We start from the raw sequence: 12,556 nt of genomic DNA, 5'->3' as shown, positions 1-12,556 counted from the left end.
ATGCCCTTGGTTTCTCTCTGCCTCCTTAACGAAGCACCATACGGTCGGGATCACTGGGAGAGCAGAAAGAGGCAATAGGGGGGGATTGCCACTCATGAAAAAGGCCCCCGCACCTGCCGGTTCGGGGGCCCTTGTTCTCGTTGCGGTTACTGGCTGCTGAAGAGCCTGGGCTGGGGAGTGGACTGCGCCGTCAGGGTCATGCGGCCCGAGGTTTCCAGCCAGCTCTTGATCTTTCTGGCATCGGCGACCCGTTCATCCGTGGTGTTGGCGTGAAGCAGCACCATGACCACGGGCTCGTTGTTGACCCGGGTTCCCATCACCAGGCAGCGCCCCGCCTCGCGGATATAACCGGTCTTGGAGACCAGAATGGGCCAGCTTCCTTCCCGTACCAGGCGGTTGGAGTTGAGGTAGTGCAGCTGGCGCTTGCCGTTGCGTACCAGACGCTGCTCGGAGGCGGTGTACTGGCGGATCAGCGGGTAGGTGGATGCGGCAGCAGCCAGTTTGGCGAGATCGTGTGCGGTGGAGACGTTGCGGGGGTTGAGCCCGGTGCTGTCGGCGAAATGGGTGCTCCACATGCCGAGCATGCGGGCCTTGGCATTCATTGCCTCGATAAAGGCTTTGCGGCCACCCGGGTAGTGCCGTCCCAAGGCGGAGGCTGCGCGGTTCTCAGAGGACATCAGTGCGATGTGCAGCATGTCGGCGCGACTCAGGCGCGAGCCCACCGCGAGGCGCGACCCCGTGCCCTTGAGTCTGTCCACGTCATCCATGGTGACGGTGAGGGTCTCGTTGAGGCGCTGATTGCCATCCAGTACCACCAGCGCTGTCATTAGCTTGGTGATGGAGGCGATGGACATCACCCGGTTGGCGTTGCGCTCTGCCAGGGTCTCGCCGGTTTTCGGGTTGACGACCACGTAGGCATCGGATCTCAGCGGCAGGTTGCTGCGGGGTTCGAGCAGGCTGTTGGTGGAAGAAGAGGTCGCAGAAAACGGGTTGGCATGGGCGCTTTCCATGCTGGCGGGAAGGAGGAAGGCGCCGAGCAGCAAGGGAAGAAAAGGACGAAGGTTCATGATTTGACTCTACTACGACTCACAGGGACATTTGGCTAAGTTATATGACGGTAATTGACGCTTCACAACGTCTGGTGGCCGGATATTTCCATTTTATGGGCCAGCGCACCTTGAAATCCCCCGCATCGGGGCTATTGGGCCCGCAAAAGGGAGTCATAGAGGCCTGCCAGGCCATGCCAGACACGCCACCACGGGGGCGCACTATATGCTGGCGAGGGGCGGGATGACGACTCCTTTCGCACCTTTCGGCGCCTTGGGATGATGAAGGGGGTCGTTAATGGCGACCATGGCGATAAAAACGGTGCCCGGCAGGGAAGATGGTCCGCTGCATTATCGCCGTTTTGCCCCGCGTCATCCTCCCATCATCCGCGCGGTCTGAATGGCCTCGATCAGCGCGGTCCGGTTGATACGGGGTCGCTCTTCATCGAGCAGTTGCTGCCACAGCGCAATGGCCTGGCTGTAGCGGCCGTGCAGGAAGTGATCGGAGGCGAGCAGCATCAGGGCGCTCACCTCGCCTTTGTCCTGCTTGAGGGCGCTCTCCAGCAGGCGGGTTGCCTCGGGAGTCAGCTGCTGGCCTGCCTGGTAGTAGAGCACGGTGGCCTGGGCGGCCTGGGTCGCCGCGCTGGCGCCCCCCTCTAGCAGAGCAAGACGCTGGTAGGCGAGCAGGGCATTGTCGTACTCGTCCCGATAGAGATAGAGCTGGCCGAGCGCCGCCCAGCCGTCGAGATCGGCGGGGTTGGCTTGCAGACGCTGGTGCAGGGCGCCCAGCTCCTTGTCCTGCAGATCCCGCGGGCTCAATCCTGCCAGCGGATCGGGGCGCGACTGATACGCCTGCCACGCCTGATAGCGGCCGGTGCCGGCATAAATGCCGGCCATCAGCGCCAGCAGCAGGGCCCCAAGCAGTATCCAGGTGCGCAGCCAGGGCTTCGGACGGGCGGTGCGGTTCTTGGCCAGCCGCTCGCGCAGGGCCTGCTCGGCGGTTGGGGTGGCGTTGGCGAGGCGGGCCAATTCCAGCTCCCGGTAGAGGCGGCAGTGGGGGGCAAGCCCCGCCTGCTGCTCGGCCGTGATCAGCCGGTTCAGCTCGGCCCTGGGGTCGTGGGCGAGCGCCCCCTCGGCTCTGTCGCCGACAAGCGGCACCCACGCCGGTTGCCGGCGATGCAGGCTCCTGCGCAGGCGATTGAGGGCCAGCAACAGCAAGAGGGCGGGGCCGCCCCACAGCAGCGCCGTGCTGCGCTTGAAGGGGGGATCGTAGCGCACGAAATCGCCGAAGCGCTCCGTCATGCGGGCGATCACCTGCTCATCAGACTGCCCCTCGTCCACCCAGCGGTAGACCTCGAGCCGCAGATCCCGGGCGATGGGGGAGTTGGACTCCACCAGGTTCTGGTTCTGACACTGGGGGCAGCGCAGGGCGCGGGCCAGCTCCTGAGCGCGGGTCTGCTGCTCGGGGTGGCGAAACTCATAGGTGTCGACCCCGCTGGCAAGGGCCCCGAGGCTCAAGGCCAGCAAGAGTGGCGCGATCAGGGCGTAGCAGAGACGGCTCATGGCTTGCTCTCCCGCACTTGTCTCTCTACTTCTCTTTCCACTTCGGGCTGGCTGGCGGTGTTGCCGCGGGCCTTTGCAAGCAGGGGGGCAAACTGGCGTTGCCAGATCTCCCGGGTGAGCAGGCCGGTATGACGGGTCAGCAGGGCGCCATTGGCATCAAAGAGATAGGTTTCCGGTGTGCCGTAGACGCCGAGCTCCAGTGCGAGTCGGCCGTCGGGGTCGGCCAGCACGGCGCGATAGGGGTTGCCCGCCTGGATAAGCCAGGCGCGGGCGGCATCTACCTTGTCCCGGTAGTTGAGGCCATAGAGGGGCACGGCGCTGACCAGCTCACCCAGCAGCGGATGCTCGGCGCGGCAGTTGGGGCACCAGCTGGCCCAGACGTTGAGCACGAAGGGCTCCCCCTTGAGTGCCGCGGTGTGGATGGGGGCGCCACCAAACAGATCGTCACTCTGCCAGGCGGGCAGGGTGCGCCCTGCGACGGCCTCATCCTGGCTGTAGGGGTTGTTGCCAAGGCCGAGCCAGAGCAGGGCACCAAGCCCCAGGGTGAGCACGAGCGGCACGAACAGGCGCAAACGGGCGTTCATAAGGACTCCTGTTCAAGCCGAGGGGAGGGGGCGGTCGCTGGCGCAGGATGGTTAGCCAGCAGCGGCCGGCGGGCGAGCAGACGCAGGGCGCCGCCCGTCATCATCAACAGGCCACCGAGCCAGATCCAGCGCACCAGCGGCTTGTAGTGCAGCCGCATGGCATAGGCGCCGGGCCCCATTTTCTCACCCAGCACCACGTAGAGATCGCCGAGCATTCCCCACGCGATGCCCGGTTCGTTCATGTTCATAGTGCGCACGCTGTAGTGACGCCGCTCTGGGGTGAGTCTGGCGACTTCCTGGCCCTCCCGGTGCACGCTCAAGGTGATACGCTCGGCGGTGTAGTTGGGGCCGATGATGGGCTCGCTCCCCTCATAGCGAAACTCGAAGGCGCCGAGCCGATAGGGCTGGCCTGCGGCGAGTACGGCGCCCCCCTCCTGACTGTGGTGACTCACCTGCGCGATGCCGAGGGCACACACCGCTACCCCGAGATGGGCCAGCAGGCTACCGAACCGATTGAGGGTGAGCTCGCGCAGCGACGTCGGTTGCAAGAGCGGGAGCAGCAGGCTGGCCATCAGCCAGAGGCTCAGCACGTTGGCCGCGAGCCCCAGCCAGCCGCCCCGCAGCGGCTCGGGATAGGCGAGGCTCAGCAAGGCTCCTCCCAGCAGGCCAAACAGGCATGGGAGCAGCACCTTGATGCGGCGCTGTGCTGCCAGATGCTGCCAGCGCAGGCGCGGCAGCTGGGTCATCAGCGCCATCAGGCAGAGGGCCAGCGGCACGAAGATGGTATTGAAATAGGGGGCGCCCACCGAGAGTGAACCCAGATGGAGCGACTGGAACACCATGGGGTAGAAGGTGCCGAGCAGCACGCTGGCGCAGGCCACGCAAAGCAGCAGGATGGTGGCGCCGAGCAGCCCCTCTTTTGACAGCAAGCCAAAGCGGGCATAGGGAGCGCGAATGTCCGCCCGCAGAGCAAACAGGGTGAGGGCGCAGGTCAATAGCAAACCGAGCAGCAACAAGAGGGTGAGGCCGCGGCTGGGGTCCACCGCAAAGGCGTGTACCGAGGTGAGCACCCCGGAGCGCACCACGAAGGTGCCGAGCAGGCTGAGCGAAAAGGTAAAGATGGAGAGCAGCAGCACGGCGTGGCCGTAAGCCCCGCGCTTCTCGCACACCACCAGGGCGTGCAGCAGGGCGGTGCCGAGCAGCCAGGGCAAGAGGGAGGCGTTTTCTACCGGATCCCAGAACCACCAGCCGCCCCAGCCGAGCTCGTAATAGGCCCACCAGGAACCCAGCACGATGCCGGCGGTGAGAAAGACCCAGGAGCCGAGCGCCCAGGGGCGGCTCCAGTGGGCCACGGCGCCATCGAGCCGACCCGAGTGCAGCGCCGCCATGGCGAAGGCGAAGTTGACCGCAAAGCCGACGTAACCGAGATAGAGCAGGGGCGGGTGGAGGATGAGGCCGATATCCTGCAGCATGGGGTTGAGATCGCGCCCCTCCAGCGGTCCCGGGAACTGGCGGTCAAACGGGCTGGAGAAGATCAGGGTATAGAGGCCGAACAGCCCGACGATCAGCCCCATGATGGCCAGTACCCGGGCTGTGATCAGTGGATCGACCCGCCTGGAGCAAAGGGCCACCAGCGCGCCCCACAGCCCCAACGCAAAGACGAAGAACAGCATGGAGCCCTCGTGGCCGCCCCAGACCGCAGCCAGTTTGAAGCCCAGCGGCAGGGCGCTGTTGGCGTGCTGGGCCACATAGCTGACGGTGAAATCATCCTGGCCAAAGCAGCTGGCGAGCAGCAGCAGGGCGGCCAACAGCAGGATGGCATTGATCAGCGCCAGCTGCGTTGCGCAGCGCAGCAGAGTCGGGGAGGCGAGCCGCAATCCCAGCCAGGGCAGGGAGCCCTGCAACAAGGAGAGTGCCACCGCCAGCAACAGTGAGAGATAGCCGAGCTCCGCCAGCACACAACCTCCAGTCAATTATTCGTCTATGTTATGCCGCAGCGTCAGCACCGTACCGGCGCAGGGGGATAACATCCACATTCTTAGCAACAATTCATCGCAACAAATAAGCGCCAGTCACCCGAGGGTGGCTGGCGCTGGTGAGCATACCGTTAAACTACCGTCATCTGGCCGGCATAGAGCACGAAGTAGCGCAGCAGCAGGATCCCCACCAGGGTCAGGCTGCAGACCAGTACCAGATAGCCGTTTTTGGCCCGCAGCGGCGCGGGGGCCAGCAGGGCCAGCAACTGGGGCAGCAGCATGCCGATGCCCACCACCCCGAGCCAGAACACCTGAGCCCAGAAGCCGCTGCCGATGGCGGCCCACATGGCTGCCTCCTTCTGGCCGCCACCGAAGTAGAGGCCGGTAAAGAAGCAGACCAGCAGCAACACCTCCACCGCCAGCACCGGCCGCTCGAAGCGGTGGACAAAGCTCACCCCCTGGCTGTGATGGTTCTCCTTGAACAGGGTGACCGCCAGCAAGATGGTGGAAGCGATGCCAGAGCTGACGCCGGAGATAAGGAACAGCACCGGCAGCACCGGGTTGTTCAACAGCGGATAGGTCTTGAGCGCCGACAGCAGAAAGCCGGTGTAGGCCCCCAAGAGCACGGCGAGCAGCAGCAAGAGCGGCGCCAACAGCCGCTCAAAGCGTGCCAACAGGGCGATCAGCCCATCCACAAAGGCGAACTTCCCTTGCAGCAGGTGACGGCGCAAGGTCTCGATCTCGGAGCGAAACACCACCGCCAGCCAGGCGAACAGCACCGCCATGTAGACCTGGAACAGCATGACCCCCATCGACATCACGGAGTCGAACTGGTAGTGGAACATCAGCTTCCAGAAGGTCCAGGGGCGGGCCAGGTGGAAGATGAGGATCAGTAACCCCAGCACCACGCTCACCGGCGCCAGAATGGCGGTCGCCTTGATGATGCCGCTCTCGCTGCCGGCCCCCTTGCGGCGCAGCAGCACCGAGAGGGTGGTGGCCCCGGCGGAGATGCCGAGCAGAAAGAGATAGATGGCGATGGGCCAGTCCCACACCAGCGAGGAGAAGTGAAATGCGTCATGCAACATGATCCATTCCTCCTTCTGTTACTGCGGTAGATGGCGATCGGACAAATCCCCACACGAGGGAAGGGAAGTGAAACGCCGCTTGCATCGTCATGACTTTATCTCCCCTTTGGGCACGCGGTACATCTTGGGCGAGGTGCCGAGTGCCTGCTTGTAGCGATAGGTGGTCTCCTTCACCAGCCGTTTGGCGATGGGGCTGTCCGGGTCATCCAGATTGCCGAACACCAGCGCCTTGGTGGGGCAGGATTCCACGCAGGCCGGCTCCTTGCCCGCCGCCAGGTTGGTCTTGCGGCAAAAGTCGCATTTGTCCGCCACTCGGGTGACCGGGTTGATAAAGCGCACCTGATAGGGGCAGGCGGCCAGACAGTACATGCAGCCGACGCAGAGATCCGGGTTGACGTCGACGATGCCATCCTCCTTGCGGATATGGGAGGCACCGGTGGGGCAGACGTGCACGCAGGGGGCGTTGTCGCAGTGCTGGCAGGACTTGCGAAAGAAGTGGTACTCGGCATCGGGGAAGGTGCCAATGGGGCCGGAGCGGATGATCTCGAGGCGCGAGACCCCCTCTGGCACCTGATTCACCTCCCGGCAGGCATCCATGCAGGCGGTACAGCCGATACAGGCCGTCTCGTCGTGGAGCATGCCAAAGCGGACCCCGTCGATGGTCTGGCTGTGGGCGAGGGGGGTGGCAAGGGAGCGAGTCGGCCCTGTCATCATGATGAGGGCCCCCGCGCTCATCCCCGCCATGAAGTGACGGCGAGAGCAGCTCATGGTGCCTCCTTGCTCACGCTGGCCTGCTGGCCGACCGCCTTGGCTTGATGCTGCTTGCTGTGGCAGTCGACGCAGAGCTTGATGCGGGACTTCTCCGGAATCGCCACCATGGGCTCCCTGGCCGGGTGCAGCTGGTGGCAGCTGGTGCAGGTGAGCTTGGTGGCGTGCACGTCGTGGGCCCAGAGCGCCTCGCGCAGCGGCTTGGGTTCGTGGCAGCTCATGCAGACCCCGTTCTGCTCGGCGATGGGGTAGCGCTCGGTACTCTGTTTGTCCTTGAAGCTGTCGCTAAAGCGCATCACGTCCTTGACCCCTTCCCGGTGCTGGGGGGAGGGCTGACCGTGGCAGTTGGTGCAGGTGACCGGCGCCAGGTTGTTGGGGTTGGTCGCCTGGCCGTGCTTGCCGTGCATGCCTTCGACCTGCTCCTTGTGGCAGTCGGTGCAGGCCTTGTCGGCACTGCGCAGAAATTCCACTTCATGTGTAGTCGGTGCCGGGGCGGTTGCCGCATCGGCCGCCTGGCCCTGCAGGCTGGTGAGCAGCATGGCTGCCATCAGCATCAGTCGTAAGAAATCCATTGTTAAATCACCCATAGGAAGCCTCCATCCGGCTGCAGGCCCGACACTGCGGGCCCGCATGCCTCGTCATTGTGCGAGCCGTCCGGCCGCTTTGGCCTCGGCATCCCAGGCGGGGACAGTGGTCTTGAGGAACTGGGCCTTGTCGCTGTTCATCTGCTTCATGTCCATGCCAAGAGCGGCCTGGGCCTTCTCCTTGCTGGAGATGTCAGGAATGGCGATCTCGTGGCTGATCCCCTTGGCGGCCAGCAGGCGTGTCAGCTTGGTGCGGGCGTCGGCGGCCTTGTCCAGGGCGGTTCCCAGCATGCGCAGCGCCACTTCCGGGGCGTGCATCTGCACCCCGTGGGAGGCGATGGAGAAGTCCCAGCGCCATTGGGCGTGACGGATGTCCTGCAGAATGTCCTTCATCTCGGCCTCGGTGGCGCCGGCATCCCAGGCGGCCTTGGCTTCAAAGTGGGCGTGCACCAGCTGCTTCTCGACTTTGAGTTTGATCTCGGTGACGGCATCCTTGCGTTGCTTGACCACCCCTTGCAGCATCTCCTTGCTCTGGGTGTGGCAGTTGCGGCAGGTCTGATCGAAGCGATCGAAGGGGTTGCCTACCTTGTGATCGGTGTAGACCTTGCCCTGTTCGTTTTGCACCTTGGGCATGTGGCAGTCGACGCAGGCGACGTTGTTCTGGCCGTGAATGCCGGCGCGCCAGGTCTCGTACTCGGGGTGCTGGGCTTTGAGCATGGGGGTCTTGGAGAGGGCATGGGTCCAGTCGGCAAAGCCTATTTCATCGTAATACTGCTCCATCTGCTCAACAGTCGTACCCTTGTCCCAGGGGAATTTCACCGCCTTGGTGGGGCCGCTGAAGTAGTACTCCACGTGGCACTGGCCGCACACCTGAGACTGCTGATCGAAGCGCCCCTGCTCCTTGAACGGCTTGCCGATGGAGGTCATGGCCCGGTCAGCATAGGGACGGGAGAGGTGCAGGGCGGGTTTGCCCTCCTTGAACTCTTTCGAGGCGGTGTCGTGGCAGTCGGCGCAGCCGATGGTGTTGACGATCTCGGGGCCGCCTTTTGCCCACATGCCCTTGAAGTAGCCATCCTCACCCTTCTCGTCGATGACGCGGGCCACGTCCGGGCCTTTGCAACTCCAGCAGGCCATGGGCAGCGGACCGTCTTCGGCGGTCTTGGGGGCGCCGGTACGCAGGGTTTCCCGCACGTCGGTCAGCGCATAGAAGTGGCCGCGTGGCTTGTTGTAATCCTTGGAGAAGGGGTAGCCGGCCCAGAGCACCACCATCTGCGGATCTTCCGCCAGGGCGTCGGTGCGCTCGCGGCTCTCGCTGGTGCCTTTCCAACTGCTGAACTGATCGGCGTGATCCTTGGCGAACAGCTCGCTGCGCGCCTCGATCTTCCCTTTGGGGGCACTGTCGTCTGCCTGTGCCAGACTGCCTGCACCCAGCAGGACGGTCAGCAGCAGGGCCGCCAGCCCTGGTCGAAATAGCTTGTCATATGAACCCACGGTCATCACTCCCAGATAAAAAGTCCATGTCGGGCCTGACCGTTCCATCTTGGTGTGGACATCTGTGCTCATCATCGACGGGCATGGCAGGCCGATCCATTGTTATGGCTGCATATAAATCGGTGTTTATGCAATTGCTCGGGGGAATAATACCAAATGGGTAAAATGGATAATCATTTATCCCCGTGGGAGTTGCGCTAGATCAATTGAGGGGGATGAGGGATGCTAAAAGTGCGATCCAGGTGGAATTATTGAACCTCATCCGAGGGTTATTTCCACCCGTTCTCTTTTGATGAAAATAGGTAAAAACGATGTTCATCATGCTGGCGAGGGGAGCAGGGCAAGAGGCTGCGGGCAGATACAGCGCATGACGGGAGAGAGTGAACCGATTTTATTGAATTTAAATTCAATTTTTGGCTTGAAAAAGGAGGGGCGATGCTTCGGTTTTCCATCCCCATGGCCCCTGTCAAGGGGCTCTGTGACAGAAGCTGTCGTAGAAATGGGTGCCAAGAGAGCCATCTATTTTTATAAAAGAGAAATTAAGGGCTTTATTCCAGCATATTTGCGGCATGGTAGCGTGTTATTGAATTTAATAGGACGGTTGGCGGCATTTACTTTCGATATTTTCGAAAATGACGAAGGGTTATAGGGGGTGATTGACGGTAAAATAGCCGCCTGTCACGGAGACTTTCCCTTTACGCTTCATGTGCTGGGAAGTCTGTGTTTACCCGTTGGAGGATATATGGCCGAGCTGCGAATCGATAAACCGACTCTTATTGCCAAGGTGGAGGGCGCTGTGTTTGTGATGGATGCGGACGGCTCTTTGCGCCGTGCGACCCCTGGCATGCAACTGGAGCCCGGGATGCGCCTGCTCACCGAATCCGACGGACAGGTGGAGCTGGCGGAGGCGGGCAGCGAACGTCCCGAGCCCGCCCAGCCCGAGGCGGCACTGCCCGCCGGTGCCGATGCCGAGCTGGCGAGCCTCCAGGAGGCGATCCGCCAGGGGGCCGACCCAACCGAGCTGTTTGCAGAGACGGCCGCCGGTAATCCGGGCGCGGGCACCGCTGGCGGTGTGGTCGGCTCCAGCGCCGGCGGTTTCGTGGTGGTGGATCTCAACAGTGAGTACACCCTGGCCGAGGCGGGGTTTGACACCGGCCATGAGGCGCGTCAGCCGGGCGACGAGCTGCTCTATGCCGAAGATCAGGATCTGCTGGCGGCCATCACCATCACAGAGCCCCAGACCGACGACAACATCATCAATGCCGACGAGGCGACCGGCGTCATCATCCGCGGCTTTGTCGAGGATGTGGAAGTCGGCCAGACCGTCACCGTCACCCTGATAGATCAGGATGGCAACCGCCTGACCACCACCACAGTGGTGCTGCCCGGCTTCGTCTGGGAGGCAAACTTCGGCGACGTCACCGGCAAACTGGTGGACGGCCCCCTGACCATCCAGGCCGATACCCAGGACGCGGCTGGCAACCGGGCCAGCGACACCGGCCAGACCCTGCTCGACACCATCACCACCATTACCCTGGATTTGGCGGACGAGAGCGACACCGGCACCAGCCAGACCGATGATCTGACCCGCGACACCACACCGCTACTGCAAGGGAAGGGGGAGCCTGGCGCTACCGTTACCCTGACCCTGGAAGGCAAGGTGATGGCCGTGCTCACCGTGGATGGCAACGGCAACTGGCAATATCAGATCCCCGATACCCTGGCCGATGGCCCCCATGATTTTCGCGTCGATGCGGTGGACATCGCGGGCAACCGGGCCAGCGACACCCTGACGGTGACGGTGGATACCCGTGCCGCCATCGACATCGACGATCTCGATACCGACAGCATCCTCGGCCATGACAAGGTCACCCTGAGCGGCAGTACCACGGACGTGGAGGCGGGGCAGCGGGTGACCATCACCCTGATTGGCCAGAATGGCCAGACCCTCTTCAACGGCAGTGCCCTGGTGGGCAGTGACGGCCGCTGGCAACTGGGAGGCCTGGATCTCTCCAGCATCCAGGGCCCCTACGAGGTACGCGCCGAGGTGACGGATCTGGCGGGCAACCGGGTTATTGACGGGGCTCCCCTCATCGGTCAGAGCGATACCCTGACCCTCTCCGAGGCGGATCTCGCCAAGGGGTCGGTGAGTGCCACTGGATCCCTGCACACCGGAGCCGGGCTTGATGGCAACCTGCAGGTGAGTTTTGCCGCCGATCAAGGTGCCCTCAATCAGCTTGGCCTGACCAGCCACGGGACGGCGCTCGCCTACCAGGTCAGCGGCCAGACCCTCACCGCCAGCGCGGGGGGCGTGACCGTCTTCACCCTGACCCTGGCCAACGACGGCAGCTATCGCATCGTCTGGAACCAGAGCCTGGATCACGGCCAGGATAGCCTGAGCCTGCCCTTTGCCCTGGAGTACCGCGACAGCGACGGGGATCGGGTGAGCGCCAATCTCACCGTCAACCTGGTGGACAGCACACCGCCGGACTTCACCATCGCCCCCATCAGCCTCACGGAGGATGATTTCACCAATCCGGCGGCGGTGGTGGGACAGAGCCAGTTCGTGGTGGGCCATCAGTCCGATCCCTTGGTGGCAACAAGTGCCGTCTTCGCGGATCAGAGTGCAACCCTGGCCCGTCTCAACGGCAGCGGTATCAGCAGCGACGGCCACGCCTTGACCTTCGAATTCACCGGTGATCGCCTGCTGACGGGTTATTACCTGGATGGCAATGGCAAGCGGGTCGAGGTGCTGAAGGCCGAGCTGACTGCCAGCCAACATGGCAGTGATATCGACGGCAATGTCACCGTCTCCCTCAATGGGCCTCTGGACCATGAGGGCAACGACCAGCTCTCCCTCGGGCTCACCGTTTCCGCCAAGGAGATCGACGGCGACGAGACCCGCGCCGACCTGGTTGTCTCCATCAGCGACGGTGTGGATCCCCGCCTTGGCATCGACAGCGGGGTCACCTTGCAGGAAGGGGCCTCGGGCCAGACCCTGGATGGCCAGCTGCCGGTGAGCGTGGGCAGCGATCGCCTGGTGTCGCTCAACTTCGAGGCGAACCAGCCCGGCCTGAATGGCCTCACCAGCGGCGGCCAGCCGACCCACTATCAGGTCAACGGCAACGTCATCACCCTGCTGGATGCGGGCGGCAAGACCATTCTGACCGTGACCCTGGGGCTGGATGGCAAGTACCAGGTGGCGCTCGACGGCGTGCTGGATCAGCCGGTCAGCACCAACAGCGTCAACCTGGGGCTGCAAGTACAGGGAACCGACTTTGACGGGGACAAGAGCAACCTTGGCACCCTCAATATCCATATCACCGACGGCGTGCTGCCCCAGGTCGACCCCGTCTCCCTCACCCTGGTGGAGGACAGCGACTGGAGCGCGGCCCAGACCCTCACCGGGGATCTGGCCATCACCGCCGGGGCCGACCCTCTGGTCAACATCGCATTCGA

10 protein-coding genes are annotated in these 12,556 nt (G+C 63.5%); 2 read left to right on the top strand and 8 right to left on the bottom strand.

The genetic code is table 11. The annotated features are described in order from the left end of the window. Positions 1-146 precede the first annotated feature (146 nt). The 8 genes from AB5Y68_RS15060 to nrfA form a co-directional block, all read right to left on the bottom strand. Positions 147-1,067, bottom strand: a complete 921-nt coding sequence (locus AB5Y68_RS15060; protein WP_029314613.1) for a serine hydrolase — start codon at positions 1,065-1,067, stop codon at positions 147-149. A 351-nt stretch (positions 1,068-1,418) separates the two neighbouring features. Beyond that, positions 1,419-2,609 (bottom strand): heme lyase NrfEFG subunit NrfF, encoded by a 1,191-nt coding sequence (nrfF, locus tag AB5Y68_RS15055; protein ID WP_266142016.1) that lies wholly within the window; start codon positions 2,607-2,609, stop codon positions 1,419-1,421. Next, entirely contained in the window at positions 2,606-3,193 is a 588-nt protein-coding gene (locus AB5Y68_RS15050) for a DsbE family thiol:disulfide interchange protein (protein ID WP_266142017.1), read from the bottom strand. Before AB5Y68_RS15050 ends, nrfF begins: the two co-directional genes overlap by 4 nt. Next, complete coding sequence (nrfE, locus tag AB5Y68_RS15045) at positions 3,190-5,151, bottom strand: heme lyase NrfEFG subunit NrfE (protein ID WP_266142027.1); 1,962 nt, start codon at positions 5,149-5,151, stop codon at positions 3,190-3,192. Before nrfE ends, AB5Y68_RS15050 begins: the two co-directional genes overlap by 4 nt. Before the next feature lie 149 nt (positions 5,152-5,300). Beyond that, positions 5,301-6,254: a cytochrome c nitrite reductase subunit NrfD gene (gene nrfD / locus AB5Y68_RS15040; RefSeq protein WP_266142018.1), complete on the bottom strand. Its 954-nt coding sequence runs from the start codon at positions 6,252-6,254 to the stop codon at positions 5,301-5,303. An 87-nt stretch (positions 6,255-6,341) separates the two neighbouring features. Beyond that, complete coding sequence (locus AB5Y68_RS15035) at positions 6,342-7,022, bottom strand: 4Fe-4S dicluster domain-containing protein (RefSeq protein ID WP_124244200.1); 681 nt, start codon at positions 7,020-7,022, stop codon at positions 6,342-6,344. After that, on the bottom strand, positions 7,019-7,609 hold the full coding sequence (gene nrfB / locus AB5Y68_RS15030; protein ID WP_039041284.1) for a cytochrome c nitrite reductase pentaheme subunit: 591 nt from the start codon (positions 7,607-7,609) through the stop codon (positions 7,019-7,021). Before nrfB ends, AB5Y68_RS15035 begins: the two co-directional genes overlap by 4 nt. A gap of 51 nt (positions 7,610-7,660) precedes the next feature. Continuing rightward, positions 7,661-9,103: an ammonia-forming nitrite reductase cytochrome c552 subunit gene (gene nrfA / locus AB5Y68_RS15025; protein WP_039041288.1), complete on the bottom strand. Its 1,443-nt coding sequence runs from the start codon at positions 9,101-9,103 to the stop codon at positions 7,661-7,663. A gap of 286 nt (positions 9,104-9,389) precedes the next feature. Here nrfA and AB5Y68_RS15020 point away from each other — a divergent pair, with 286 nt between their 5' ends. Both AB5Y68_RS15020 and AB5Y68_RS15015 read left to right on the top strand, forming a co-directional pair. Next, the gene (locus tag AB5Y68_RS15020; protein WP_152610214.1) at positions 9,390-9,746 is read left to right on the top strand and encodes a hypothetical protein; all 357 of its coding nucleotides are present in this window, start codon (positions 9,390-9,392) and stop codon (positions 9,744-9,746) included. Between the two features lie 93 nt (positions 9,747-9,839). After that, on the top strand, positions 9,840-12,556 hold a 2,717-nt coding region (locus AB5Y68_RS15015), incomplete at its 3' end, for a retention module-containing protein (RefSeq protein WP_368207307.1).

Source organism: Aeromonas sp. R6-1 (assembly GCF_040908165.1).
Lineage (GTDB): Bacteria > Pseudomonadota > Gammaproteobacteria > Enterobacterales > Aeromonadaceae > Aeromonas > Aeromonas caviae.
The sequence above is the reverse complement of the archived record's forward strand: the minus strand, read 5'-3'. Positions and strand labels throughout refer to the sequence as shown.